This is a genomic window from Glutamicibacter creatinolyticus (genome assembly GCF_006094275.1).
In the GTDB taxonomy this organism is placed as follows: Bacteria; Actinomycetota; Actinomycetes; order Actinomycetales; family Micrococcaceae; genus Glutamicibacter; species Glutamicibacter creatinolyticus.
The window spans coordinates 2,213,979-2,239,805 of sequence record NZ_CP034412.1 but is presented as its reverse complement, the minus strand read 5'-3'; the positions used below and the strand labels follow the sequence as shown (position 1 = coordinate 2,239,805).

General features: G+C 64.7%; 28 protein-coding genes and 1 riboswitch. Of the genes, 17 read left to right on the top strand and 11 right to left on the bottom strand.

Annotation, left to right across the window (positions count from 1 at the left end; translation table 11 throughout):
• The first annotated feature begins 131 nt into the window (after positions 1-131).
• A complete protein-coding gene (locus GcLGCM259_RS10230) occupies positions 132-1,271 on the top strand; it encodes an XdhC family protein (RefSeq protein WP_138926554.1) in 1,140 nt (379 codons plus the stop codon).
• On the opposite strand, the gene GcLGCM259_RS10225 is transcribed toward GcLGCM259_RS10230, so the two are convergent.
• The 7 genes from GcLGCM259_RS10225 to arsB all read right to left on the bottom strand — a co-directional run bounded on the left by GcLGCM259_RS10225 (position 1,245) and on the right by arsB (position 8,745).
• Positions 1,245-1,934, bottom strand: a complete 690-nt coding sequence (locus GcLGCM259_RS10225) for a nucleotidyltransferase family protein (protein ID WP_138927227.1) — start codon at positions 1,932-1,934, stop codon at positions 1,245-1,247. The genes GcLGCM259_RS10230 and GcLGCM259_RS10225 overlap by 27 nt on opposite strands.
• On the bottom strand, positions 1,915-3,987 hold the full coding sequence (locus tag GcLGCM259_RS10220) for a molybdopterin cofactor-binding domain-containing protein (protein ID WP_138926553.1): 2,073 nt from the start codon (positions 3,985-3,987) through the stop codon (positions 1,915-1,917). The genes GcLGCM259_RS10225 and GcLGCM259_RS10220 overlap by 20 nt, the downstream gene beginning before the upstream one ends.
• Positions 3,980-4,990, bottom strand: a complete 1,011-nt coding sequence (locus GcLGCM259_RS10215; RefSeq protein ID WP_138926552.1) for an FAD binding domain-containing protein — start codon at positions 4,988-4,990, stop codon at positions 3,980-3,982. Before GcLGCM259_RS10215 ends, GcLGCM259_RS10220 begins: the two co-directional genes overlap by 8 nt.
• Positions 4,987-5,499: a 2Fe-2S iron-sulfur cluster-binding protein gene (locus tag GcLGCM259_RS10210; RefSeq protein ID WP_138926551.1), complete on the bottom strand. Its 513-nt coding sequence runs from the start codon at positions 5,497-5,499 to the stop codon at positions 4,987-4,989. Before GcLGCM259_RS10210 ends, GcLGCM259_RS10215 begins: the two co-directional genes overlap by 4 nt.
• Before the next feature lie 468 nt (positions 5,500-5,967).
• Positions 5,968-7,326, bottom strand: a complete 1,359-nt coding sequence (locus tag GcLGCM259_RS10205) for an FAD-dependent oxidoreductase (RefSeq protein ID WP_138926550.1) — start codon at positions 7,324-7,326, stop codon at positions 5,968-5,970.
• A gap of 12 nt (positions 7,327-7,338) precedes the next feature.
• Positions 7,339-7,746 carry an arsenate reductase ArsC gene (locus tag GcLGCM259_RS10200; protein WP_138926549.1) on the bottom strand — a complete coding sequence of 136 codons (408 nt, stop codon included), beginning with the start codon at positions 7,744-7,746 and terminating at the stop codon, positions 7,339-7,341.
• 3 nt (positions 7,747-7,749) lie between these two features.
• Complete coding sequence (arsB, locus tag GcLGCM259_RS10195) at positions 7,750-8,745, bottom strand: ACR3 family arsenite efflux transporter (protein WP_246049523.1); 996 nt, start codon at positions 8,743-8,745, stop codon at positions 7,750-7,752.
• Between the two features lie 191 nt (positions 8,746-8,936).
• On the opposite strand from arsB, the gene GcLGCM259_RS10190 reads away from it, so the two are divergent.
• Positions 8,937-9,296, top strand: a complete 360-nt coding sequence (locus tag GcLGCM259_RS10190) for an ArsR/SmtB family transcription factor (protein WP_138926547.1) — start codon at positions 8,937-8,939, stop codon at positions 9,294-9,296.
• A gap of 36 nt (positions 9,297-9,332) precedes the next feature.
• Here the strand turns inward: GcLGCM259_RS10190 and GcLGCM259_RS10185 are convergent, their stop codons facing one another.
• The 3 genes from GcLGCM259_RS10185 to GcLGCM259_RS10175 all read right to left on the bottom strand — a co-directional run bounded on the left by GcLGCM259_RS10185 (position 9,333) and on the right by GcLGCM259_RS10175 (position 12,096).
• Positions 9,333-10,025 (bottom strand): mismatch-specific DNA-glycosylase, encoded by a 693-nt coding sequence (locus tag GcLGCM259_RS10185; RefSeq protein WP_138926546.1) that lies wholly within the window; start codon positions 10,023-10,025, stop codon positions 9,333-9,335.
• Between the two features lie 67 nt (positions 10,026-10,092).
• Positions 10,093-10,923: an alpha/beta fold hydrolase gene (locus tag GcLGCM259_RS10180; protein ID WP_138926545.1), complete on the bottom strand. Its 831-nt coding sequence runs from the start codon at positions 10,921-10,923 to the stop codon at positions 10,093-10,095.
• A gap of 222 nt (positions 10,924-11,145) precedes the next feature.
• On the bottom strand, positions 11,146-12,096 hold the full coding sequence (locus GcLGCM259_RS10175) for an NAD-dependent epimerase/dehydratase family protein (protein WP_138926544.1): 951 nt from the start codon (positions 12,094-12,096) through the stop codon (positions 11,146-11,148).
• A 118-nt stretch (positions 12,097-12,214) separates the two neighbouring features.
• Here GcLGCM259_RS10175 and GcLGCM259_RS10170 point away from each other — a divergent pair, with 118 nt between their 5' ends.
• The 11 genes from GcLGCM259_RS10170 to GcLGCM259_RS10115 all read left to right on the top strand — a co-directional run bounded on the left by GcLGCM259_RS10170 (position 12,215) and on the right by GcLGCM259_RS10115 (position 21,028).
• Complete coding sequence (locus GcLGCM259_RS10170; protein WP_138926543.1) at positions 12,215-12,805, top strand: TetR/AcrR family transcriptional regulator; 591 nt, start codon at positions 12,215-12,217, stop codon at positions 12,803-12,805.
• A gap of 129 nt (positions 12,806-12,934) precedes the next feature.
• Entirely contained in the window at positions 12,935-13,636 is a 702-nt protein-coding gene (locus tag GcLGCM259_RS10165) for a type 1 glutamine amidotransferase domain-containing protein (RefSeq protein ID WP_138926542.1), read from the top strand.
• Positions 13,637-13,732: 96 nt separating this feature from the next.
• Positions 13,733-13,951 (top strand): GNAT family protein, encoded by a 219-nt coding sequence (locus GcLGCM259_RS10160; protein WP_175419391.1) that lies wholly within the window; start codon positions 13,733-13,735, stop codon positions 13,949-13,951.
• Positions 13,952-13,981: 30 nt separating this feature from the next.
• Entirely contained in the window at positions 13,982-14,749 is a 768-nt protein-coding gene (locus tag GcLGCM259_RS10155) for an isocitrate lyase/PEP mutase family protein (RefSeq protein ID WP_138926540.1), read from the top strand.
• 509 nt (positions 14,750-15,258) lie between these two features.
• On the top strand, positions 15,259-15,900 hold the full coding sequence (locus GcLGCM259_RS10150) for a LemA family protein (RefSeq protein ID WP_138926539.1): 642 nt from the start codon (positions 15,259-15,261) through the stop codon (positions 15,898-15,900).
• Positions 15,897-17,105, top strand: a complete 1,209-nt coding sequence (locus GcLGCM259_RS10145; protein ID WP_138926538.1) for a DUF3137 domain-containing protein — start codon at positions 15,897-15,899, stop codon at positions 17,103-17,105. The genes GcLGCM259_RS10150 and GcLGCM259_RS10145 overlap by 4 nt, the downstream gene beginning before the upstream one ends.
• A gap of 183 nt (positions 17,106-17,288) precedes the next feature.
• Positions 17,289-18,023, top strand: a complete 735-nt coding sequence (locus tag GcLGCM259_RS10140; protein WP_138926537.1) for a VOC family protein — start codon at positions 17,289-17,291, stop codon at positions 18,021-18,023.
• A gap of 54 nt (positions 18,024-18,077) precedes the next feature.
• On the top strand, positions 18,078-19,313 hold the full coding sequence (locus GcLGCM259_RS15380; RefSeq protein ID WP_217496525.1) for a lysoplasmalogenase family protein: 1,236 nt from the start codon (positions 18,078-18,080) through the stop codon (positions 19,311-19,313).
• The gene (locus GcLGCM259_RS10125; RefSeq protein WP_138926536.1) at positions 19,303-20,133 is read left to right on the top strand and encodes an alpha/beta fold hydrolase; all 831 of its coding nucleotides are present in this window, start codon (positions 19,303-19,305) and stop codon (positions 20,131-20,133) included. Before GcLGCM259_RS15380 ends, GcLGCM259_RS10125 begins: the two co-directional genes overlap by 11 nt.
• Positions 20,130-20,597: a GNAT family N-acetyltransferase gene (locus tag GcLGCM259_RS10120; RefSeq protein ID WP_138926535.1), complete on the top strand. Its 468-nt coding sequence runs from the start codon at positions 20,130-20,132 to the stop codon at positions 20,595-20,597. The genes GcLGCM259_RS10125 and GcLGCM259_RS10120 overlap by 4 nt, the downstream gene beginning before the upstream one ends.
• Positions 20,594-21,028 carry an OsmC family protein gene (locus GcLGCM259_RS10115; RefSeq protein WP_138926534.1) on the top strand — a complete coding sequence of 145 codons (435 nt, stop codon included), beginning with the start codon at positions 20,594-20,596 and terminating at the stop codon, positions 21,026-21,028. The genes GcLGCM259_RS10120 and GcLGCM259_RS10115 overlap by 4 nt, the downstream gene beginning before the upstream one ends.
• Before the next feature lie 95 nt (positions 21,029-21,123).
• On the opposite strand, the gene GcLGCM259_RS10110 is transcribed toward GcLGCM259_RS10115, so the two are convergent.
• Positions 21,124-22,134 (bottom strand): GNAT family N-acetyltransferase, encoded by a 1,011-nt coding sequence (locus GcLGCM259_RS10110; RefSeq protein WP_138926533.1) that lies wholly within the window; start codon positions 22,132-22,134, stop codon positions 21,124-21,126.
• Positions 22,135-22,231: 97 nt separating this feature from the next.
• A riboswitch (TPP riboswitch) is annotated at positions 22,232-22,344 on the top strand.
• On the opposite strand from GcLGCM259_RS10110, the gene thiO reads away from it, so the two are divergent.
• The 4 genes from thiO to GcLGCM259_RS10090 all read left to right on the top strand — a co-directional run bounded on the left by thiO (position 22,341) and on the right by GcLGCM259_RS10090 (position 25,820).
• Positions 22,341-23,453 (top strand): glycine oxidase ThiO, encoded by a 1,113-nt coding sequence (gene thiO, locus GcLGCM259_RS10105; protein WP_138926532.1) that lies wholly within the window; start codon positions 22,341-22,343, stop codon positions 23,451-23,453. (Overlaps the previous riboswitch by 4 nt.)
• 143 nt (positions 23,454-23,596) lie before the next feature.
• Positions 23,597-23,851, top strand: coding sequence for a sulfur carrier protein ThiS (thiS, locus tag GcLGCM259_RS10100; RefSeq protein ID WP_138926531.1), 255 nt, complete (start codon positions 23,597-23,599; stop codon positions 23,849-23,851).
• A 5-nt stretch (positions 23,852-23,856) separates the two neighbouring features.
• Positions 23,857-24,675: a thiazole synthase gene (locus GcLGCM259_RS10095; RefSeq protein ID WP_138177383.1), complete on the top strand. Its 819-nt coding sequence runs from the start codon at positions 23,857-23,859 to the stop codon at positions 24,673-24,675.
• Positions 24,672-25,820, top strand: a complete 1,149-nt coding sequence (locus GcLGCM259_RS10090) for a ThiF family adenylyltransferase (protein WP_138926530.1) — start codon at positions 24,672-24,674, stop codon at positions 25,818-25,820. The genes GcLGCM259_RS10095 and GcLGCM259_RS10090 overlap by 4 nt, the downstream gene beginning before the upstream one ends.
• Positions 25,821-25,827: the final 7 nt, after the last annotated feature.

Genomic DNA, 25,827 nt, shown 5'->3' with positions numbered 1-25,827 from the left:
CGTCGGTCTTTCTTGGTCGTTGGACGGAACGGCACTGTCTCCGCCGGGACGCTGGGCCTTCCGGTTATCGCTCTCTTGAAGAAAGCTGCGAGCGGCTATGCCTGCGCTGAAGCCAGGATAGGCTGTGCACTGTGCTGGACATTCTGTTTGCCGCACAGCAGCGGCTCTTCGACCTAGACAATCCGCGGGATGTCGCGGTCGCGACCATCGTCGCGGTCCAGGGCTCCGCCCCTCGGCCCGTCGGAACCTCCATGCTCGTCGACTCGACGGGAGCGGTCCAGGGTTCCCTGAGCGGAGGCTGCGTCGAGGGCGCCGTGTTCGAGGCCTGCCAAGACGCCCTGGCCAGCGGTGAGCCGGCCGTACACGCCTTCGGGTACAGCGATGAGGACGCCTTCGCCGTTGGCCTGATGTGCGGCGGGGCCATCGAGGTCCTGGTGCAGCCCTTCCTCGCCGGGGGCCGGGGTCTGGCCCGGTCGGCCAGCCAGGCCGACCCGGTGGCGGTGATCATGCCGCTTCCCTCCGCAGACCGGGAACACGCCAGCCACGCCGTTGAAGTTCGGGCCAACGACGAGAACGAGCTGCTGGCCGCTTTGGAACCACTGGTTCCACCCGCGGCGTTGCCTGCGGCTGCCAGTCAGACGGCGGCCATGATCCGGAATGAGCGGACGGGAACCGTGCGGATCGCCGTCCCGGGGGACAACAGGGTACGGCTCGAGCTGTTCGTTGAAAGCCGGGTAACTCCGGCACATCTGGTGGTTGTCGGGGCGAACGCCTTCGGGCAGGCGCTGGTGGAGGCCGCCCGGCCGCTGGGCTACCGGATCACCGTGTGTGATCCGCGCTCCGCGTTCGCCGATCCAGCGGCATTTCCCGGCGCCGAGGTGGCGCAGGCCTGGCCGCACCATTTCCTGGCTCGGGCCGCCGACGCCGGGGACTTGGATGTACGCAGCATGATCTGCATTCTCACCCATGATCCAAAAATCGACATTCCGGCGTTGCAGTTCGCGTTGGGGCTGGGGGTCGGCTACGTCGGGGCGATGGGCTCACGGCGCAGTGACCGCGACCGGCGCTGCGCCCTGCGGCAGGCGGGAGTGGATGACCAGGCACTGGAGCGTTTGCATTCCCCGATAGGACTGGGATTGGGCGCACAGACCCCCGCCGAGGTGGCCGTCTCGATCCTGGCCGAGATCCTGGCCGTTCAAGGCGGGCAAGCGCAGATCCTTCCGCTGAGCCACGGAACCCAGCCGCTACACCCCAGTACTCCCGGGGGTTGAAGCCGGGGCCGGGGATCCGACCCACCGCGCAAGATCCGCCGGGACGTCCAGGTCTGCACCGTCCTCCAGGTCCGAACAGTCAATGAGGTCGACCACGTCACCGCGCTGGCTGAGCAGTTTGCGGGCTCCCACGTCGGCGTGGGCCGCGGCGCTCGCCGCGGGGCACCAGGACGCGTCGAAAAGAACCGGGTGGCCGCGGCGCAGCCGCCCGTCCGGATCCTGGTGGGCCGCCGCAGTGATCCGCCCGGGCCGGTGGGCGGCGATGATCCTGCCGACTTCCGCGGCAGTGATGCCCGGACGGTCCACGGGGGTCACCATGACATCCAGGTGAGACCCGATGGCCTGCAGCCCGCAGCGCAGGGAGGTGCCCATGCCCTGCCTCCAGCGGGGATTGTGGACCGTGCGCACCCGGGCCTCGCCGGCCAGGGCCTTCGCGACGTCCTCGGCTCCGGCGCCGGTGACCACCACGATCTCGGAGCAGCCCCCGGCGAGCAGGGTTCCGGCCAGTGCGGCCACCAGCGGAACCCCGTGGATCTGCAGCAGGGCCTTCGGCCCCCGGCCCAGGCGACGGCCCGCCCCGGCGGCCAGCACGAGCCCCACCGGGCCGGGCGGTACCGGAGTCAGCCCGGGCCCACGGCGCGGCTCATCGCGGGAGGAACGCATCGCCAAACAACGGAAGCTCCCTGACCCGCACCCCGGTGGCGTTGTAGGCCGCGTTCGCGATGGCGGCGGCCGCGCCCACTATGCCGATCTCGCCAATGCCGCGCGCACCGACGGGGCCAGCCAGTGGATCCTCCTCATCCAGCCAGGACACCTCGATTTCGGGCACGTCCGCGTTGACCGGGACGTGGTACTCTGCCAGGTCATGGTTCACCACGTGTCCAAACCGCGGATCCAGTTCACTCTTTTCATGCAGCGCCATGCCCAGACCCATGGTCATCCCACCGATGAACTGGGATCGGGCGGTGCGCGGGTTCACGATCCGCCCGGCCGAGAAGACACCGAGCATCCGGTCCATCCGGATTTCACCGGTGGATTCTTGGATTCGCACCTGGGCGAACTGGGCGCCGAAGGAGTGCATCGCCCATTTTTCGGCCGCCGGGTTCTTCTTGGCCTCGCCCTGGGCCTCGGCCCCGACCGCCGGGTCGCGGCCGTGCTCGGCGCGCAGCGCCTCGGCCCCGGCGAGGACCGCGGCGCTCCAACTGGCCAGGCCGGTGGAACCGCCGGCCACCGTGGCGTTGGGCAGGCTGGTGTCACCGATCTGCAGCTGAATCTGCTCCAGTGGAACCTGCAGGGCGTCGGCGGCGACCTGTGTGAGAGCGGTCCAGGTACCGGTGCCCAGGTCCGCGGCGCCGATGGTCACCTGGTAGCCGTCCTGTACACGCCGGATCCGGGCGACGGATCCGGGCTGTCGGCTGGCCGGGTAGGTGGAGGAAGCCACTCCCAACCCGATCAGCCACCCGTTCTCCCGCCGGGTGCCCGGCTGCGCGCTGCGCGCGGCCCAGCCAAAGCGCCTGGCACCTTCGCGCAGACAGTCCACGAGCCGGCGCTGGTTGAACGGCAACCCGGTGTCCGGGTCGGTCTGTGGGTCATTGCGCACCCGAAGCTCAATGGGATCGATGCCGCAGGCCACGGCCAGCTCGTCCATGGCAATCTCCAGGCCCACCATGCCCGGAGCCTCCCCTGGAGCGCGCATCCAGGACGGGACCGGCACATCCAGGGGGACCACACGCTGGGTCAGCCGGCGATGCTCCCCGGCGTACATCATGCGGGCCGGTTTGGTTGCCTCCTCCGGGAATTCCTTGGTGTGGGAGGACATTGACAAGGCATCAAAACCAAAGGCGGTGATTTGCCCGTCGGCCCCCGCACCCAACCGGATGTGCTGCAGGGTGGGGGCACGGTATCCGGTGATGGAGAACATCTGCTGCCGGGAGACCGCATACTTCACGGTGCGTCCGGGCAGTGCGCGGGCGGCCTGCGCGGTGAGCATCATGTCCGCGTGCGGCACGCCCTTGGACCCGAATCCGCCGCCCACGTGCGGGGAGATGATACGGATCTGTTCCGGGTCCAGTCCCAGCACCGGGGCAATCGCCGTCCGGGCGGGGTGTACGCCCTGGGTTGAGGTCCACAGCGTCAGCGTGCTGCCGTCCCATTTGGCCACCGTGGTGTGCGGCTCCATCGGGTTGTTGTGTTCCATTGGCGTGCTGTACCAGGCGTCTATGCTCACCTCGGCCTTGGCGAAGGCGGCATCGAAGTCGCCCTCGGTGACGTCACCCCCGCCGGACTGCGGCTTCCGCGCCCCGGGATGGTCCTTGCGCAGTTGGACGTCGTGGTCTTCGCGTTCATAGCCGATTTCGATAAGGTCCGCGGCGCTGCGGGCCTGCTCGGGGGTGGTGGCGATGACCGCGCCCAGGTACTGCCCCCGGAAACGGACCTCGGGGGACTGCAGGATCGCCAGTTCACCGTCTTCCGTGTCCTTGAGGGCCGGAGCGTTCTGGGCGGTGAGTACGTGCACCACGCCCTCGGCCGCCTCGGCCGCCGCAGTGGACAGGTTCACCACCTTCCCACGGGCGATTTCGGCCTGAACCGGGTAGAGGAACAGGGGGTCTTCGACTTCATGCTCGTAGGCGTAGGGGGCGCGGCCGCGCACCTTGTCCGGGCCGTCCAAACGCACCGGTTGGGTCCCGATTGAGGAAACCTTCAGCGGATCACTCATGGTCGGCCTCCTGTAGATCCGTCAGTTCTGCGAGCACCGTGGTGATGGCCCCACGGGCCATCTGGACCTTGAAGGCGTTGCCCGCTACCGGTTCGGCGCCTTGAAGTTCGGCGTCCGCCGCCCGCCGAAAAGCCTCCAGGCTCGGTTCGCTGCCGCGCAGGATCGCCTCGGCGCGTTCGGCACGCCATGGCTTGTGCGCCACCCCGCCCAGGGCAATGGCCACGTCGCGGATCAGCGGGGTAGGCCCGGAGTCATCGACGTCAACCAGGGCGGCCACCGATACCAGGGCGAAGGCATATGAGGCGCGGTCGCGGATCTTTCGGTAGGTGGAGCGCGCACCGGAGGGCGGCGGCAGTTCCACCGCGGTAATCAGCTCCCCGTGCTCCAGCACGGTGTCACGTTCGGGATGATCTTCGGGCAGGCGGTACAGCTTGCTGATCGGGATGCGCCGTTCCCCGTCCGGCCCCCACACCACCACGGTGGCATTCAGGGCGGTCAGGGCGACCGCCATATCCGAGGGGTGGGTGGCAATGCAGTGTGGTGAGGCACCGAGGATCGCGTGATAGCGGGTATACCCGTCCAGGGCAGAGCAGCCGCTACCCGGCTCCCGCTTGTTACACGCAGTGGATAGGTCCTGGAAGTACACGCAGCGGGTGCGCTGCAGCAGATTCCCGCCGGTGGTGGCGGCGTTGCGCAGCTGTCCCGAGGCACCGGAGAGCAGCGCCCGGGAGAGTACGGGGTAGTTCCGGCGGATCAGCGGGTGGGCGGCCGCGTCGCTGTTGCGCACCATGGCGCCCAGCCGCAGGCCCTGGTTCTCCAGTTCTTCCACCTCGGTCAGGTCCAGGCGGCTGATGTCCACCAGCAGTTCGGGGGTGGTGATTCCCAGCTTGAGGTGGTCAACCAGGTTGGTGCCGCCGGCCAGGAACTTCGCCTTGGGATTCCCTGCCACGGCCGCCACGGCATCGTTGGGGTCGCTCACGCGCTGATACTCGAAAGGTTTCATCGCGGATCCTCGGCAGCCTGGCGGACCGCGGCCACGATGTTGATGTAGGCCCCGCACCGGCACAGGTTCCCACTCATCCGCTCGCGGATTTCCGCGTCGGTCAGTTCCACCGGTGCCTGCAGGTCCTCGGTGACCACACTGGGCGCCTGGTCGGCGGCCTCCTGAATGACCCCGGCGGCCGAGCACACCTGTCCGGGAGTGCAGTAGCCGCACTGGAAGGCGTCCTGTTCCAGGAACGCCCGGTGCAGTCCGGAGAGCTCACCTGCCTCGGTCAGGCCGTCGGCGGTGGTGATCTCGGCTCCGTCGTAGGAGAGCGCCAGCGCCAGGCATGAGTTCAGCCGCCGCCCGTTGACCAGGACCGTGCACGCGCCGCACTGACCGTGGTCGCACCCTTTCTTCGCAGACATCACCCCCAGCCGGTCGCGCAGTGCGTCGAGCAGGGTGGTTCGGGGGTCCAGGGGCAATGTGTGCTCCTGGCCGTCGACTGTGAAATGTAACTGATGCCCCACGGAAAGTGCCTCCAGACGGCGTCGTCGAATGCTGATCAATCTAACGCCTCGGAAGCTGCCGGGCAAGGGTGGACGGACAAGCCGCAGGGTTCTGCCAGTCGCACTCCGGCCGGCTGGCCGATCTGAGCAACAAGTCCGGGCGGTCAACGGCGGTTTGGCGGTGATGACCAGTAGCTACTTGCGTACTCCGCATGGAAGCCGAGCCGCATCAAGTGCCTTCAGGAACCCCCAAGCTGGAGAGCCACCAACACCTACTGGTATCACTTTCATAGATCTCCATCGATCCACCATGGCCAAGAGCACCAACATGGAATCTTCAACTAACACGTGTTCGTCGTTCGGGCTCACTGTGGGTAGCCATGGTCCGAGGCATTCAACGGGGCTACCCCCACGCGACATTTCGTGGATCGAGGCTCGGTGAAATCGTGCAGTGTTCCGGTAGGGAACCCGAGAGTCGCCGGTTGCGGATCAGCAGAAACAACCAGTCCGTCCAGACTCAGCAGTCTCACAGCTTGTCGCGTCGATGGACGCAGCATCGTAGGAACCGTCGAGGTCGGTGGAGCAGACGCCAGTCTCAGGCAGGTCTAGCCCGACGGTGGAAGCCGCGGTGGTATCCCCGGCGAGGTGCGCGCTGATGGAGCGAACCTGCTCGTAGCCGGTGGCCATGAGGAAGGTCGGTGCACGTCCGTAGCTCTTCATGCCGACAATATAGAAGTTCGGTTCAGGGTGCGCCAGCACCTGTTCGCCGTGGGCGCTGACCGTGCCGCAGCTATGGAATTCAGGGTCGATGAGCGGGCCAAGCTGACGAGGCGCTTCCACCGCTGGGTCAAGTTCCAAACGCAGCTCGGAAAGGATGCTCAGATCGGGACGGAAACCAGTGGCAGGGACAAGGTAATCCACATCCAGTTCTCGTCCGTCAAAGAGCTGTACGTGCAACCGCTCGCCCGGAGTCAGGTCGGTGATCGCTATGTTTTCCAGGAGAGTGATTTGTTCGGTGTCGACAAAACGGCGCAGGCTCGTACCGAGCTGCCCGCGAGCAGGCAACTGATCGGCCGCCCCGCCGCCGTAGAGCTTGATTGGATTAGCGGTCCCGCGCAGGCCCCACAGGATCTGGGTGTCCTCATGTTCTCGCTTGAGCCGTCCCAGGGAGATGAGGGTGTTCGCAGCCGAATGACCTGCCCCGAGCACTAGGACGATCTTGCCGGCCAGTAATTGCCGATCAACGCCCAGCGGATCAGGCAGCGGCGAGATTATGCGGCCCTGCGCGTGAGCTTCGGCTTCTCCTGGGGCGCTGAGTCCTGCCCGTCCGACCGGGTTGGAAGTATTCCAGGTGCCGGAGGCGTCAATGACGGCCCTGGCGGTGAAGTCCTGGGCACCTTCTGGAGTTTGAACGCGTACCAGGAACAACGCTTGCTCGCGTCCGTTCGTACGGGTCTTATCCAGCCCCAGCCCGGTTTCGGTGAGTCGGGAAATCCCTGTGACGCGGTGTTGGTAGCGGATTACCGGGGCCAGCTCGGGATGCGCGGCCAGCGGCTTGAGATAGTTTTCCACCAGTTCGCCGCCGGTGGGCAGCGAGGTTTCCCTTGGCATGGCCCAGTCACCGGGGTAGGTGTCCGTGGGGGTTTCTAGCAGGCGGCGTGCTGCGGCATTGACGTTGAATTTCCACGGGGAAAACAGCTTGATGTGTGCCCATTGGCTCATGGCCGCTCCGGCATGGTCACCGGATTCCAGGACGAGAACGTGCTGATCGCGTTCGCGCAGGTGCGCAGCGGTGGCTAACCCGATAGGGCCCGCACCAATGATGAGGACGGGATGATCAGTGATCATGAGGGGTTGCTCCTAACGCAGGGGAAGTAGTTCGCCGATGAGGGTTTCAATACGGGTGCGGATCTCATCGCGGATCGGGCGTACCGACTCCACGCCTTGACCGGCGGGGTCCTCGAGTTTCCAGTCCTCGTAGCGTTTGCCCGGGAAGATGGGGCAGGTGTCGCCGCAGCCCATGGTGATGACCACGTCCGAGGCTTGCACCGCTTCGGTGGTCAGGATCTTCGGGATGTCAGTGGACATGTCGATGCCTTCTTCCCGCATCGCTTCCACCGCTGCGGGGTTCACCTGATCAGCCGGCACGGACCCGGCGGAGCGGACCTCGATCTGGCCTTCGGCAAGGTGCTGGAGGTAGGCGGCGGCCATTTGCGAGCGTCCGGCGTTGTGAACGCAAACGAATAAAACAGAGGGTTTGGTATTCATGGTTCAGCCTTTCAACGGCAGAGAAGCAGTGGGGAAGAATTTGCGCGACCAGAGCGCCACATAGACCAGGGCGATGAGGATCGGGACTTCGATCAGCGGACCGACGACCCCGGCCAAGGCTTGGCCGCTGGTGGCCCCGAAGGTCGCGATGGCCACCGCGATGGCCAACTCGAAGTTGTTGCCTGCGGCGGTAAAGGCTAGCGTGGTGGTGCGCTCATAGCCAAGGTTCAGCATCCGGCCAATGAGCATTCCGGCGGCGAACACTACGGCGAAGTACACCAGTAGCGGCAGTGCCATGCGGGCCACGTCCCAGGGTTTGCTGATGATGGTGTCCCCTTGCAGCGCGAAGAGCAGCACGATGGTGAATAGCAGGCCGTAGAGCGCCCAGGGGCCGATCTTGGGCAGGAAGGTGTTCTCGTACCAGTCGCGTCCCTTGGCTTTTTCCCCGAAGGTGCGGGTGAGGAATCCGGCCAGCAGCGGGATCCCGAGGAACACGAGCACCGAGAGAGTGATGGCCCCGATGGAGAACTCTGCGCTGGTGGTGGGCAGGCCCAGCCAGGTGGGCAGGACTTGGAGGTAGAACCAGCCCAGCACTCCGAAGGCGAAAACCTGGAACACCGAGTTGATGGCCACCAGCACGGCGGCGGCTTCCCGGTCGCCGCAGGCCAGGTCGTTCCAGATCAGCACCATGGCGATGCAGCGGGCCAGCCCGACGATGATCAGTCCGGTGCGGTATTCGGGAAGGTCGGGCAGAAACACCCAGGCGAGCAGGAACATGAAGGCCGGCGCCAGCAGCCAGTTGATCACCAGGGAGGTGATCATGAGTTTTTTATCCGCTAGGACGTGGCCGGTTTCGTTGTAGCGCACCTTGGCCAGCACCGGGTACATCATCACCAGCAGCCCTAAGGCAATCGGCAGGGAGACTCCGGCGACCTGCACCGAATCCACGGCTTGCCCCAAGGAAGGGATGAGTCGGCCCAACCCCAGTCCCAGTCCCATGGCCAGTAGAATCCAGACGGGCAGGAAGCGGTTAAGAGTAGAGAGTTTGCCGGAAACTTGTTGAGTCTGCGGCGTGGTCGGTGACGACACGAAGACATCCTTACACAATATTGATATTCATCGATATTCAGTTTCGGTTCGAGTATGATTGTTTGCATCGAAGAATGTCAATCTAGATGGGGTGCACTTGTATGACTGCAACCTCCAGGAGCGGGGCGGCCGCTGAGGCCGCTGAGGCCGCGTGCTGCGCTGCGCCTGCCGCTGAGGTGTTGAGTGAAGTTGCTGCCCAGGAACGGGTCCGGGTCTTGAAAGCCTTGGCTGATCCTAACCGGTTGCGTCTGCTCTCGATCGTGAAGAACGGACCGGCGGATGGCACTTGTGTTTGCGATCTGACCGAGCCGTTGCAGCTGGGTCAGCCAACTGTCTCACACCACTTGAAGATCCTTGTTGATTCCGGTCTGCTGGCACGCGAAAAGCGCGGAACCTGGTCCTATTACACGCTTATTCCGCTAGCTTTGGAGAACGTTGCCACACTGATCACTGGTCTTTAAGAACTCTCCTGTCGATCAGCTTCTCGCTTCATCGGTCTACCACATCTCTCCAGGATAAGGAGGGCGCGCGGTGCTTGCCGCCATCGCGTGGCGCCACTTCTCGGCAAGGCTCGCTGTTGTTTCGTGGGCATTGAGGCCGCTGGGGTTGGGCACCACCCAAAGCGGCACATCCGTGGGCCAGCGGCCAATGACGGAGACGTCCTGTTCGCCCAGTTGGGCCCGTGGCAGTTCGAACGCGGCCCGAAATGCCGTGATGCCCAATACGGCAACCGCGTTGGGAAGCAGCACCTGCACCCGTTCAACGAGCCGAGATGCGCCCTCGCGTAGTTCAGCGGCCGCGAGCTCGGCGGCCCGGGCGGTGGGCCGCTCGACCAGATTGGTGATGCCCAACCCGAGCTCGGCCAGCATCCGCTCATCCTCCGGGATCAGGCCCCGGGAAGCATCCACCAGCCGACCGGTTAGGTCAGCGAGGTGCAGGGAGGGCCAGAACCGGTTTCCCGGCCGGGCAAACGGCGCATTGACGGCGGAGGTCCAGGGGCTGGGATTGATGCCCACCATGAGCAGCTGCAACATCCCGGCGGACTGCTCGTCCGTCGGGTAGGGCAGCACATCGTCCCTGCCAAGGTCGGAGCGAAGGGCATGCTCAAGATCGGACCGGTCGGGCCGACGGCCACCCAGCGGCGAGGGCGCGCGCCAGGCAGACCAATCGGCTGGAAGAATCGGGCGCATTCTCATTAGCCTACATTCCTTGGGGCCGGTGCCGACACCGGCCGGGTCGGGCCGCACACGCGGCGCACTACCCTGCAACCAGGCTGCGCATCCACGGCAGGAGTTCATCGAGGACGGCCACGTGTCCGGAACTGTGTATCTTGTGAATCCTTGCCTGTGGGATCATCGAGGCGAGCAGGTCCACGTGATGCAGGGGAATGATACGGTCGTCCACTGCCTGATAGAGATCCACCGCCCCGCACATCCCAGGCAGGTCCACGCCCCAGGGCGAAGCAAAGGCGAGATCATCGTCAATCTCCCCATTATCACTTTCGTCGGCTGCAGCTTGTGCCTGTTGACCTATGCTGGCCCAACGGCCAGACAGGGCCTGCCAGTCCGCCGCGGTGAAGCTGTCCGCAGGGAATTCGGCGGTACTCTGGTACGCCGTTCTGGCCTCAACACCTTGTGCTGCTGCCCGCAATCCGGCACCCCCGCCGGTCATGCCTTTAAACCAGGACGGTACCGGATCAAAGGGCGCCGGGCTGGCGAACGCTGCCGTTGCCGTGACCCTTTCGCCGAGCAGCGCCGCCAGTGCGAGTGCATGGGGCCCGCCACCGGAATATCCGGCGGTGGCAAAATGCTCAATTCCCAGTTCGTCGACTACTTCGATGACGTCTTTGGCGCTGTCGGCGACGGTGCGTCCGGTTCGGCGTTCAGCCCCGGGGAAACCAGGCCGTGTCACCGAGACCAGACGGAGTTGGAGATCGGTAGCGCATCCTACGAGGGGTGAAGGGTGCTGCCCGCTATGCGGCGTTCCATAATGCATGACCAGCGTTCTTGCTTCCGATTCCCGGGATCCAGAGAAATGAATCTTGGTACGGCGTCCGTCGCGCAGCTGGAAGTCTTGGGCAGTGTTCACGGGTCATCCTTATGCCAATTGGATTCGATCCTGTCGGTCAGCGGCGCGCTCGCCGGTCGTCGCAGGATTATTGCACCGATTATGTACGAACGGCAGGGTGCGCGCGCGGTTCAGGCTGAGTCATCCGAGTCTGACCGCGGCGGTGCACTTTGAATAACGAATCCTCAGATCGGGAAGTCTGCTGGCGCGGGGCCGGACTCAGCGCCTACGTCTTGGACTGTTCTACCTGGTGCCGCCACCCGGGATGGCATTGGATTCCTCGCGGATTGCCTTGAGCCCTTCACTGTAGGTAGTGACCTTAAAATCCGGGAAGCGCATGATGAACTTTGTTGTCTCAAAGATATTGTCCGTGGCGTATCGGGGCAATAGTTCGCGCAGTTCGCGTATTTTCGACGAAAATAATCCCATGGCATTCAGCACCCAGCGGGGCAGGACCGTGTAATGCTGGGAAGAATTGAAGACTTGGGACGCTAAAGTGACGAATTGGCGGTAGGTCACGCGGTTGTCATCGACCGGCAGGTGCCAGGTCTGTCCATAGGCGTCGGGGGTATTGCCCAAGAGTGCCAGAGCTCGGCTCGCATCGGGAGTCCATATCAGTGTGCGCAAGCGGTCATCATGTACGGGCACCAGGGCCCTCTGTCCCTGCAGGAGCCGCTCGATGACGAGGCTGTTGGTGAAGCTCTGGGTGCGGCCCGGACCGTAGAATTCTGGAGCCCGGGCGATCAGAACAGGAATCTGACCGTGTTTGATTTCTGCAAGAACCAGGTTGGTCATCTGGGCGCGGACCTTGCCCTTGCGTCCCACTGGCGCGAACGCAGTGTTTTCGTCTTGCGGTTCACCATCCTGCGGATACATGTAAGTGTTGTCGAAATAAACAAATTTCGCACCCGTGGCCTTAGTTGCGTCCAGGGCGTTTTTCAACATGGTGGGAAACTGGGCTTCCCAGAGTTCAGTGTCCGCTGGCAGCCCTGCAGTGAAATAGACGATGTCGCTGCCGGCTACTGCGGCGTGAGTTTGTTCAACATCCAACAGATCGGCAGGCATCAGCGTATCAGTGGCGTTGACCCGACGTGGATTGCGGCTAACCAGCCGCAGATCCGAGGTGTGAAAATGATGCAGGTTGCGGGCCAGTTCGGTGGCTATTTGTCCGGTAGAGCCAAGAATTGTTTGCATTCCATACCTTTTTCGCTGCGCGTTCGCGACGCTGAGGGAAGCCGAGGAGGGCTGGACTGGCGAGGCGGGACACGCTATGTTTACAGTGCTTACATAAAGATAAAAGGAGAAGTTAGCGGTGTCAACATCGCCCAGTAAATATCATCACGGAGACCTGCGGGAGGCGTTGGTGAATGCGGCCAGGGAAATGCTGGAAGCTGGCGAGCCCTACTCCATGCGAGCGGTGGCACGCCGCGCCGGAGTTTCCCCGGCGGCCCCCTATCGTCATTTCGCGGACCGTGAGGCACTGGATTCCGCGGTGGCCGTCGAGGGCTTTGCGGAGTTGGGAAAGTCGTTGACGCAGACCCTGTCGGCGCACAGCCGCAATTTATCGGCGCCAGGTGAGGTGCTGGCCGACCTCGGGGTGAGCTATGTTGCCTTCGCGTTGCGTCACCCCGCACTATTCCGCCTCATGTTCGGCAACGAATGCGATACGGCCGACAGCGAGCGGGTGCGGGCATCCCAGGCGCTGCACGATGTTTTGAATAAGGCTTTGGCCGCGCTGCTTCCCACGGCCGCTTCACCAGAATTGTCGACGGCTTTATGGGCGCTGGCTCATGGGTTGGCGTTTTTGCATTTGGACGGCAAGTACCGGCCTGAACCGGAGATCGACGTTGCGCGCCGGGTTCGGGCTTCAATCCTGGCCATTGTCCCGGCCACCCAATCCTGAGCATGGTTGCTGGGGATTGAGCTGTGACCGCCAACCGTGAAAGATCAGGACAAACCAAAGGGTCGGCGCCCTGACATCAAGGGCCGACCCGCGAACAATCTGCAGGATCGTTGAAAAGGAGTCAGTGAAATGACGCGTGTACTCATGGTTCTAAGCGCCGCCAAGGTATGGACGCTCAAAGACGGTACCCGGCACCCCACGGGGTTCTGGGCCGAGGAATTTGTGGTGCCGTATACCGCCTTCATCGATGCCGGATGGCAGGTCACGGTGGCCACGCCGGACGGCAAAACCCCGGTGGTCGATGAGCTCAGTCTGGGTCTGGCTGGCGGGCTGCCTTCAACAACCAAGAAGATGCGCCGGAACCTGGCCCGCGTGTCTGCAGTCCTGGAACAGCCGGTGGATCTTGAGCAGGTTTCCGCTGATGACTTCGACCTTGTCTTTTACCCCGGAGGCCATGGTCCGATGGAGGATCTGGCCTACGACCATCGATCTGGGGAACTGCTGCGGGAACGGTTGGAGTCCGGTCGGCCTTTGGCGCTGCTTTGCCATGCCCCGGCCGCGGTCCTGGCGACCGTCGATGAGGCGGGACATTCTCCCTTCAGTGGACGGCGGATGACTGGGCTTTCGAACCGTGAGGAGCTGTTCAATAGCTTCGCCCGCAAGGCTCCTTGGCTGTTGGAGGACAAGCTGAAGGAAATGGGGGTGAACTACAGCAAGGGACGGTTGCCGTTGCGGTCCTATGTTGTGGTTGACGGCAACTTGTACTCTGGGCAAAATCCAAAGTCCGCTGCAGAACTGGCACAGCGACTGGTCGCGGATTTGAGTCGATAGGGGAGGGTTTGCCATGGTCGGGCTGCAGGAATGCGGCGCAGTGAACCGGGAGGCTGCTGACGTCATCCTATGATGGCGCCTGCGTACCACGATGTTGTGATCCGGCAGGTGTGGGAACTCGAAGAATTCGCGCAGCGGGTTACCGTGTGGCGCAGCGCCGTTGCGGCAACCCATGAGTTCTTGCTGTCCGAACACCGGCAGAGTATCGAGCTGGGATCGGCCGAGCTCTATGTGCCGCATGTGCTCCTCGTGGCCGTGGTGTGGCACCGGGCCGGTTGGCGCCATATTCCCCTGGTGGGCCGGCTGGTAGGCTGACGATTGTTGAGCCAACTGAAGGAGAATCAAATGTCCGACGTAACACGGCTTGCTCAAGTATTCGCCGATGCCCACGCATCCAACGAGCTAATCGTTTTGCCCACGGTGTGGGATACGTGGAGCGCGAAGATGGCTTCTGATGCCGGCTTCAAGGGACTGACCGTCGGAAGCCACCCTGTGGCCGACGCGATCGGAAGTTCCGACGGGGAGAACATGGACTTCCAGGACTACCTGGCGGTGGTCAAGCGCATCGTTGACTCGGTCGACCTGCCGGTGAGCGCCGATGTGGAATCCGGATACGGTCTGGAGCCGGCTGAGCTGATTCAGCGTCTGCTGGAAGTCGGCGCCGTGGGCGCCAACATCGAGGACGTGGTGCATTCGGAAGGAAAACGCGTCCGGGAACGCCAGGAACATGCGGACTACATCGCCGCAGCTCGACAGGCCGCCGACGAGGCAGGGGTCGCGTTCGTGATCAACGGGCGCACCGACGCGGTCAAACTTGGCACCGACGTGTTCTCCGATCCGCTGGCAGAGGCCGCCGAGCGCATCAAGCTCATGGAACAGGCCGGTGCCCGCTCGGTCTATCCGGTGGGGCTGAGCACCGCCGATCAGGTCCGCCAGCTGGCGGAAGCCGTGAGCGTGCCTCTCAACGTCACCGCCGATCCAGTCAAGGGCCACGGCGCGGGTGACCTACCGGCCTTGTCTTCCCTTGGAGTGCGCCGTGTGTCCTTCGGTCCACTGTGGCAGAAGTGGCTGGCCGGGGTCTCAGCAGACGCCCTGGCCAAGTGGGTCCGGTAGCCGTACCCCCCGAACAACCTTTCGCTGATCGGCCCTGCTTACGCCAGCGTCGATCGGACGGGAAATTGCCTGAATCAAGGCCCTTTCCGTGAGGAGAAGCGGCCACACATTCCATTCTGGAATGGGTGGCCGCTTTTTTGCGCGCATTGTCCGCAGTTGTATTGAAGAACGAGCTTCATGCTCTCGACGTGCACGGCGTAGTTGTCATTTGGGTGGCCATGGCGGCATCACCAAACGGCACAGACCCCGAGGCCCGCTCCTTTGAACCTGTCGCCAGAGAAACAAGCCAATGGAAGTACTAACTCTCTGACTTGGCAGGGATTGGCGACGCGCCATTGCTGCCGCCCTTTCGGCTCTTATTCCAAAGCACCCGGATCCGCGGGGAGCTTCAACGCCCGGAGGTCACGGGGTCGTTGCGGTCACGTCATCTTCCTGAAGTCCGTGTGCTTGTTTGGTAGCGTATTGGGAAGTTTTGCCACTATGGATGGATTTATTAAGGATGTGATTTCATGGGCAACTCATCACTCGCTTCCTGGGCTCCGGCGATCATCATCGGAGTCCTGGTGCTTCTCATCATCGGATGGGCCATTGTCGTCTACAACCGGCTGGTGACGAAGAGAAACTCCTCCACAGAATCCCTGCAAGGGATCGATATTGCGTTGGAAAACAGGTTTGATCAGATCAAGGCGCAAGCCGACGCGGTCGCTGGAGTGGTAAAGAAAGAAGTGGACCTCATCTTGGGGAGCACGTCACTGCGCACCGGTCGCACCATCGAGCAGCTGAGTGTTTCAGAAAAAACGGAACTGAACACCGCAATGGATGCCGCACAGCAAAAAATCGTCGCGGAGGCAGGGAAGCCTCAGGGGCTGGGCTCCGGGCCGGGAGCCCTGGCGTCACTGGAAAACTATCCAGAGATGAAAACCACGCAGAACGTGGAACTGTTGCAACGCACCATCAACGAGACCGAGGAACGGTTGCAGGCAGCTCGCCGGGTGTACAACCGGGCAGCAACGGACTACAACACGTCGCGCCAGGTCTTCCCGACGGTGATTATTGCCAGGCTTTTGGGCTTTGGTGGGCATGACCTGTTTGAGCTCTCGGATCAGCGCAAGCGCAACCAGTACGACCTGGAAGGGTTTCTTGAGTCATGAGCGAGCAAACTCGAATTTCAGTTCCGGACTTCGAAACGGTCTGGGCCACGGTGCAGGAGTCGGCAGGGGATCTCTCTCAACGAACCGCGTGGATGGGGCGCTGGGGAGGCAAGAGCCTACTGTTGATGATCCCGATCATCATCGCTCTGCTGCTGTTCGTTGTGGCCCTGGGCTCCATGTTCATCGGCGACGGGCTCGTAGGCATGATTGCATTCGTCCTGGCGATCGTGCTCGCCGCGCCCTCGGTTATTTACGGCATTAGGCATTTCGAGGCAGCTTCGGAAGAACACGCCCAAGAAGTGGTGGCACCGATGGTCGAGCAGCTGGTGCAACAGTTGCGGGTTTCTTCAGTGACCGGCTCGGAAGCGGGTCTGAGCGCCAAATACACGCCGGAGGGATCGATGCCGGTCAGCGTCCTGAGCAACGCCGGATTCATTCGTGATGCCAGGGCCCCGCAGGAGGATTTCATCATCGGAACTCTGGGGCAAACCCAGTTCATGCTCTCGGACGTCAAATGGCAGAGTTCCAAGGTCGAGCTCAGCGAAGAGGCCCAGCAGCGGCTCGAGCGTCAGGCCCGCAGAACTCGAGAGCGTAAACTCCGGGAGCAATACGGACGTGACTGGAAACTGCACCAAAGCGACCCATTGCAGAACTCCTCCCTGTTGAGTTTGGTTCCCGCCTCGGTCAGAAAGACCGTGAAGGAAAAATACGCGCAGTTCGAAAGCTCGGTCGAGAAGATGGGTCCGTCGATGATCGTCTTCGCGGCGGACTTTCACAAGGAGTTCACCTCCAGAACCTATTTGCTGCCGCGCCGGCCGGTCGACCTGGCCATCCGGAACTTCACCGAGGAAAGTGCCGCGAAAACCGGTCTGGCGCCAATGACGTTGGAGGATCCCGGCATCACCGAACGCTTCGTTGGCTGGACCACCGACCAAACCGAAGCGCGCTATCTGATCACCCCGCAACTGATGCTGGCCATCAGCGATGCGGCTGCGCGGATGAACTCCGAAAACATCGCCGTGTCGTTTCGTGGCTCGTGGATGTATTTCGCGGTCGTACTTGACGAGGACCGCTTCAGTTTTCAGGTCGATAAGAAGAACGACGGAGGCTACGCGGTAGCCAAGGCCATCTATGAGGACCTGGTCGCCTTTTTGTCCCTAGTCGAAGACTTCAACCTGAACACGAGAATCTGGTCCAAAGCCTAGAGCGTTGTGCTCATCAGCAGGAGCCAAGGTGGTGTGCGCCGCAGACACCTTGGCTCCTTGGCATTTGTGGAGGACACCCCTCCCGGCCCGCGCAATCCGGGCCTGGGGTATTAATGATCAGCAGCCGGCTGAGCGCCCAAGGTGGCCCTGTCTTGCTGAAGAGCGGGGGAGTAGGGTGAGCTCATGTTCTTGGAAAATATCGTGATCGACGCACACGATCCCCAGCGGCTGGGCAGATTTTGGCAAGAGCTGCTGCAGGCAGAACAGCTGACGGACTCGCCATCGGGCTTCGAGACCCGTACGAGATTCGCCGACGACGCCTACCTGGACCTGTGCTTCCAGCCGGTTGCCGAGGCACCGCTCGCGCGGCCACGAATGCATGTCTGCGCTGTGTGGCCCGGGTCTGGCGCCCAGGCCGAACAGTGGATTCTTCACTGGGGTGGGAAGCCAAGCACCCCAGCCCAGGCACCGGGTCATGCAATCGGGCAGCACGCCACCCGGTGGTTTCTAGATCCGGAGGGAAACCCTTTTTCGATTGAACCATCGGAGGCAAGAGACAACAGCCGCGGCGGCTTGGCAACGGTGGTGCTGGCCTCGGCCCAGCCGGGGCGCGATGCTGAGTTCTGGGCGTATCTGACCGGATGGAAACGGCCGGCGAATTCAGCGCACGACCAACTGCGGCACCCATCCGGCCGCAGCCCGACGCTGGAGTTCGCAGCCGAATCACAGCCCAAGGGGGAGCAGAAGAACCGCTGGCACCTGGATATCCGGTTGGATCCTGGAGAGGATCCTGCAGTCCTGGCGGGCGTGATTGGTCAGAAGGGCGGCAGGGAACTGCACCCAGACTGGGGAGAACTGCCCTGGCGGGTCTACCAGGATCCGTCCGGCAACGAATTTTGCGTGCTGACTAGTCACTAGTTATTTACCCGGGGATCTATTGGGGTGCCTCGTCACCGAAGTAGGATGAGGGACATGGACCTACCTCACGTGCCCCGTCTGATACCTCCCGTGGCCGCCGGTCTGGCAGTGGCTGCGCAGCGGTTGCTGCCGCGCTCGTCCCAGCCCAGCCGCACCATGAAGATCGCGGCGACTGGGCTGGCCGCCTGCGCAGCAGCCGTAGCCGGTGTCGCGGTGGCAAGGTTTCGACAGTCCGGAACCACCCTGGATCCCGCCCAGCCGGAGGAATCCAGCGTCTTGGTCACCGACGGGGTCAACGCGTTCACCAGAAACCCGATGTATCTGGGACTAACCGGTGTGGTCACCGCTCATGCACTATGGCGCCAAAACCCCTGGGGGCTGCTGCCGGCTGCCGGGCTGTGGGTGTGGCTGGACCGAAAACAGATCCCGGCCGAGGAACGGGCCCTGGAGAAAATTCACCCCCAGGCCTACCGTGAGTACCAGGAATCCGTGCCGCGCTGGGTGGGATCGCGCAGCTTTGGGTGCGGGGAAATTTCCGGGAAGCACCGGCTTTGCGACGGTGTTCGCGGCCGGTCAGCTTCGGGTTCCGCAGCTTCACGGCTCGCACCGGGAGTCTGGGTTGGTGTTGGTGCGCTTGGTCTATGCAGCGCACTGCACCTGGGGGTGCAGATCTTTGAACCCGACGGGTTGCTGGCCGATGCGACCCAAATACTGCTGATGCCTGCCCTGGCTGCCGCCTTTCATGCCGCCACCGGCGGTCACCAGCACCGATTGGTGCCGCTGGTGAGCGCGGCACTGGTCTTTTCCTGGTTGGGGGACACCATCCCACGCTTTGTGAGGGCAGAACCCGGATTTCTCGCACTGGTCCTGTCCTTCCTGGCCGCACAGGGCACCTACATCGCCGCCTTCTGGCCCTACCGGGCGACCTCGCTGCTGTGCCGGCCATGGGGTTTGGCGCCCTACGTCCTGGCGCTGGCCGGTTTGGTCGTGCGATGCGCACCACAGGCCGGCCAGTTCCTGCTCCCGGTGCTGCTTTACGGAATCTCCCTGAGCACCATGGCCGTGCTTGCTACCGGGCTGGGCCCGCTGGCTGGTGCCGGTGCGGCGAGCTTCCTCGCCTCCGACGCGATGATCGCGTTTCGTTCCTTCACCGATCTTCAAATCCCGGTCTCCGGGTTTTGGATCATCTCAACCTACGTACTCGGCCAAAGCCTGCTGGCGTGGGCGGTGGCCCGAAAAGTCCAAGAAGACAACCAGGCAGCTGAGCCCGCTGGACTCCATGCCGGGTAGGCCGCCAGGGGCGACCTTCGGGCAGGGGGCGGGGCAGGAACCTGAGCTGGTCATCGTGCACGGCAACGGGCTGGATCACCGAAACCTGCTGATGCTGGATCAAGCCTTTGCCGCCGAACCGGCTTTCCGCCGGCACTACCTGGATTTGCCCGGATACGGCGCGACCCCGCCCCTGCACTCCCCGGGAGGTCTGCCCGAGCTGGCCGACTGGCTGGAGGACTGGGTACACCGTCATTTGGGGCGGCGCCGGTTCGTGGCGTTCGGGCAGTCAATGGGCGGGCTGCTCTGTCAGGAACTGGCTGACCGGATGCCGGAGCGCATCCTCGGGCTCGGGCTGCTGGCCCCGGTGGTCTTTCCGCGCACCGAAGAGCGCACCCTGCCGCCACGCACCGTGCTGGAAGAAGATCCCCAGCTGCTGGCCCGCCTGCCTCTGCCGGCACGTGAAAACTTTCGGACCATGACAGTTCTGCAGAACGAGGCAACATGGCGGCGCTTCGCCGCCCAGATCCTGCCCGGAACGGAATCCGCGAACCTGCGGGCCATGGCGCGCCTGGCCAAGCGCTATGACCTTGACCCGGTCCCCGTGCGGCGCATGACCCAGCTCAGGGTCCCGGTCGTTGTGATCAGCGGCGCGCAAGACCATATTGTGGGCAGTCAGGACGCCCGGCTCTTGCAGCGCCGCTACCCAATGATGAGCCACCACGTCATTGAGCGGGCCGGACACAACGTCCATGTGGAACAACCGGCCGCGGTGGTGTGCGCGGTACGGCACTGGCTGGGAGAAGTTAAGCGGTGGCAGCAACAGGAGGGGCAGCGATGATCAGTACACGCGAGATCGCAACGGTGGACGAGGTGCCGGGGCTGTTGGAGATTTGGCGGGCTTCGGCTGCAACCGGACGCGAGTTGGTCTCTGCCGCCGACATGGATCGGCTGGCCCAGGCGCTGGAGGCCGTCTACCTGGGCAACGCCCGCGTGGTGGTGGCCGAGCGCGAGGGGCAGGTTGTTGGATCCCTGGCCCTGGAGGGGGCGCGGCTTTGCCTGCTCTGGGTGCACCACGAGCACCGCCGCCGTGGCGTGGGCCGGGCAATTATCGGCCACGCACAAGCGCTCAGCTTTGAGCTGCAGGTCGAGGTGGGTCAGCCGGAGCATGCCGTCGCGGCGTTCCTGCGCGCGGTGGGGTTCGCACCGGCGGAAACCACGGACGGTGTACCCCACGGTACGGTGCTGCGGCTTGCCGTTTCCGGTTCCGACCCCAGCGGGGACAGTGGCAGGATGGAGTCATGAGTGAAGAGAAACGAGAATTACGTGCGGTAACCGTCGAACGCACCACCAGCCGCCAATACCGCGCCACCAGCACCGAAACCGGAGCCAGCATCGAATTCGGGCAGGGCGAGGGGCTGCTCAGCCCGGTCGAATTGCTGCTGGCCGCCATTGCCGGCTGCTCGTCAATTGACGTTGATGTGGCCACCACCCGGCGCAGTGAACCGGAGACCTTCAAGGTGGAGGCCGCCGGATACAAGGTGACCGAGGATGGGGCCAGCCGCATGAAGGACATTTCCATGTCCTTCGACCTGAAGTTCCCGGACACCGAGGAGGGGCGCAAGGCCGCTGGAATGGTTGACCGGATCATCAAGCTTTCACACGACAAGTACTGCACGGTCTCACGCACCGTGGAATTGGGCACGCCGGTGACCAGCACGCGGGTCGAAAACTAGGAACGCGAGGGGGGCGCCGCCGGCTGATGCCGGTGGCGCCCCCGTCTTTCCGGGCCGCGCACCCCGGCTTGGGGCCAACCGCGGATACAGCGCAGCTATGCCTCGCCCGGAGCCGGTTCCAGCTCCAGGGCGGCGATGGCCGGGAACGGGTCGCTGCGCAGCCGTCCAAAGGTCAGCACATCCACCCGGGTGCCGTCCATGACGAACTTTTCGCGTTCCACACCCTCCTGGATGAAGCCAGCGGCCCGGGCCACCCGCAGGGACGCGGGATTGTTCGCCCGCGCCCCCAGTTCCAGCCGGTGCACGCCGCCACTGCTGAGCAGGTGATCAGCCACGGTGGCCGCGGCCCGGCTGGCCAGCTGCCGGCCGCGGTATCCGGCGGCCACCCAGTAACAGAACCAACCCAGCGTGTTGGCCCGGTCCAGGCTCGCGCACACCAGGCCCACCAGTGTCCCGTCCACGTCGATGGCGTAGGGGCGCTGCTCCTGCGGGGACGCCAGCAGCCGGTCGATGTAGGCGTGGGCTTCATCCAGGGTTCTTACCGATCCCTGGCGCTTCATCTGCGCATCCGAGGTGAACGCGGCCAACACCGCCGGGGCGTCGGTGGGGCGCAGCGGGCGCAGACGCGCCCTCGTCGCTTCCAGTCCTGCCGGGGCTGGGGCCGGGCGTGGCGCCGGGGTCGAGTGCTGCTGCGCGCCAACGGCACTGGCGGTGCCCTGGTGGTACAGCAGCTGCCAGCGGCCCCGCTCCAACTGCCACAGGGAACTGCGGTGGGCGGTACGCACCCCGGTGCTCTGCCAGCGCAGCAGCACCTGATGCTCGGACAAGGCCAACAGGCTCGGGGCGTGCAGGGCGGCCGGGGGATTATCGGTGCGCGTTTGGGTGGCCAACAGCGCGATGATCTCGTCCTTCGTGTAGTGCCGGCCCGAGACCCCCACCTCCTCAAACATCTCGTGCAGCAGCACAGCCAGCCGCTGCGCATCCCCCCGGACCGCTGGTGAGAGCAACTGCTCTTCCAGGGCCAGCAGCTCTTGGGCCAACGGGTCGCTGCGCTCCAGGAGCCGGGGGTAGGACTGCGCGTTGTGGGTGGTGCCGGATGCGTTCATGCCTCCCAGTGAACCACGGGTTGTGTGTGCGGCGGCCCGCCGGCGGGACCGGCCGTCATGCAATTGGTGTTTGTGAGCTGCACCATGCCTATAATCCTTCTAACTCCGCGGGAGCCTGCGCGATCTGTTGATCCAGGCTGAGAGGGCTTCGTGCCGACCGCCACACCTGATGCGGGTCATGCCGCCGTAGGAAGGAAAGTGCCCTGATGCATGTCGTGATCGTTGGTGCCGGGATCGCCGGACTATGTACCGCTTTTGAACTGCGCAGCCGCGGGGTGCGCGTCACGCTCTGCGACCCTGACCCCGCCGGGGGCGCCAGCCATGCGGCGGCCGGCATGCTCGCCCCGGCCGCGGAAATCGTTTGGGGACAGGACCGGCTGCACCAGATGATGGCCGACTCGGCGCAGCTCTACCCGGAACTGGTGGCGCGCGTGCAGCAGGCCACCGGAGCGACGGTGGCGTACCGGCAAAACCCGACCATGGTCGTCGCCGCCGAGGCCGCCGACCGCCAGGCGCTGGAGGAGCTGGAGGAGGTCCGCCACCGGCTGGGGTTGCCCACCCAAATGCTGCTGGGCTCCCAGGCGCGGCGCAGGGAACCGGCCCTGGCCGGGAACATCGCCGGAGCCCTGGTATTCCCCGAGGACCACCAGGTCGATCCGCGCTCGCTGACCGGCATCCTCATCGAGCATTTTGGGCAGGACCTGATCCGGGAGCAGGTCAGCGAAGTGGAGCACTGCGGCGCCACGGCGCGGGTGCACACCCAGACCGGGCGGGTGCTGGAGGCGGACCAGGTGCTGCTGGCCACGGGCCTGGGACAGGTGCCCGGCACCCCGCGGCTGCCGTTGCGGGCGGTGCACGGCGACATCCTGCGCCTGCACTTGCCGGCCCACCTACACCCGCTGCTCACCCACACGGTGCGCGGGGTGGTGCACCGGCGCAACGTGTACCTGGTGCCGCGCAGCGACGGCAGCATCGTGCTTGGCGCCAGCAGCCGCGAGGACGGCAACGACCTGGTCAGCGTGGAGGCGCTGTACACCCTGCTGGATGATGCCCGGCGCCTGGTGCCCGGGATCATGGACGCCTCCCTGCGCGAGGTGATCGCCCGGCCCCGGCCCGGCACCCCCGATGACCGGCCCATCATCGACCGGGTGGACGCCCACACGGTGGTGAGCAACGGGTTCTTCCGCCACGGCGTCCTGCTGGCACCCCTGGGCGCCCGGATCGCCAGTGACCTGCTGCTGGGCGCCGACCCGGGGACGCACCGTGGGCTGTTGGGGCTGCACCGCTTTCCGGTCGCGGCCAGCAGCACCAGCCACTGATCCCGGTCGCCCGATCAGGCGGTCCTGTCCGCCGCGCATCCGGCCCCGAACCCGGGCAACCCCAGACATCCGGCGCCGCCCGCCACCCCGGTGAGCGCCACCAGCCAAAGCCAAAGCAACCAGAAAGAGAGGCACGATACGCAATGCCTGAAATCACCGAGATCGAGGTGCAGCTCAACGGCCAGAGACTGAACCTGCCCGACGGGGCCACCGTGCGTGACATCGTCGCCGGGCACACCAAAAAGCACATCAACGAACAAGGCCTGGCCGTGGACGGCTCCCGGCTGGGAATCGCCCTCGCCATCGACGGGGACGTAATTCCGCGCAGCGCCTGGGCCAGCCACACGGTGGCGCCCGGGGCACGCATCGACCTGGTCACCGCCGCACAGGGAGGATGAGGAAGATGACCCAGAGCAACGAAGCACCCCACACGCCCGAAGATGTCTTCAGCATTGCCGGGGCACAACTGCGCTCCCGCCTGGTGATGGGCACCGGGGGAGCGACCTCCCTAAGCACCCTGGAAGAGGCCCTGGTCGCCTCGGGCACCGAGGTCACCACCGTGGCCATCAGGCACTATGCCGCAGCCGGTGGGGATTCGGTGTTCGCCATGCTCCAGCGCCTGGGCGTGCTGGCGTTGCCGAACACCGCCGGCTGCTACACCGCCCGCGATGCGGTGCTCACCGCCAGGCTGGCGCGCGAGGCCCTGGAAACGGACTGGATCAAGCTGGAGGTGATCGCCGACGAGCACACCCTGCTGCCGGATCCGATCGAACTGTTTACCGCCGCCGAACAGCTGGTGGCCGACGGGTTCCAGGTCTTTGCCTACACCAATGACGACCCGGCCCTGGCCCAGCGACTGGATGATGTGGGAGTCGCGGCGATCATGCCGGCCGGCGCCCCGATCGGTTCCGGGCTGGGCATCCTGAACCCGCACAACATCGCCACCATCGTGAACCGGGCCAGCGTCCCGGTGATCCTGGATGCCGGGGTGGGCACCGCCTCGGACGCGGCCCTGGCCATGGAACTGGGCTGTGAGGCGGTGCTGCTGGCCAGCGCGGTAACCCGGGCGCACAACGCCCCGCTGATGGCCACGGCCATGCGGGACGCAGTCAGCGCCGGACGGGCCGCCCGGCTGGCCGGGCGCATCCCCAAACGGGACTTGGCCCTGGCCTCCTCCCCGGTCGAGGGCACCATGCAAAGCCTGGCGGGACAGTTCTCATGAGCCCGTTGGAACCGCTGGTGGCCCCGGGCCCCGAACTGACGCCGGACCAGCTGGCCCGCTACTCCCGGCACCTGACGCTGCCCGGGGTCGGGCCCGAGGGCCAGCGCCGGATCCGCAACGCCAGGGTGCTGGTGGTGGGGGCCGGGGGACTGGGCGCCCCCATCATCAACTACCTGGTCGCCGCCGGGGTGGGGCAGCTAAGCGTCATCGATGATGACGTGGTGGAAGCCTCCAACCTGCAGCGCCAGGTGATCCACCGGCACCAGGACCTGGGCCGGGCGAAGGCGGAGTCGGCGCGCCAGGCCGCGCTGCGCCTGGATCCGCAGGCTAACCTCACCGCCGTCGTGGACAAGCTCACCCGGCACAATGCGGTGGAACTGTTCGCCGCCCACGACCTGGTGTTGGACGGGACCGACAACTTCGCCACCCGTTACCTGTCCAATGACGCCGCGGAGCTGAGCGGCACCCCACTGATCTGGGGAACCATTTTCCGCTTCAGCGGCCAGGTGTCAGTCTTTGCCCCGGGCCGCGGCCCGATGCTGCGCGATTTGTTTCCGGAAATCCCCGACGCCGACTCGGTGCCCAGCTGCGCCGAAGGCGGGGTGTTCGGGGCGCTGTGCGGGGTGGTGGGCTCCACCATGGCCGCCGAGGCGCTGAAACTGATCTGCGGGATCGGGGAACCCCTGATCGGTCGCTTCTGGCGCTACGACGCCCTGCAAGCCACCACCGACATCCTGCGTTTTGCCGCGGACCCGCATCGGCAGCCTGTCACCGAGTTGCAGGACTACGAGCACGGGTGCGCCCTGCCGGCCACGGTACGGCAGATTGATGCCGGGCAACTGCAGGACGGGCAGGGACGAAACCAGGTGCTGGTGGTGGACGTGCGTGAAGCCTGGGAGCGCGAAATGGGAAGCATCCCCGGCAGCGTGCACATCCCCCTGGAACGGCTAACGGAGCAGGGCTGGGCGGCGCTGGATGGGCTGGCCACGGCGGACCAGCTGGTGCTGGTGTGCAAGTCCGGGGTGCGTTCCCAGCGTGCCGCACGCATCCTGAGCGAAGAGCGCCCGGATGCGCAGGTCTTCAGCCTTCAGGGCGGAACGGTGCAGTGGTTCGAACAGGTTCGGGGCCGGACCCTGGTCTACTAGTGCCAGC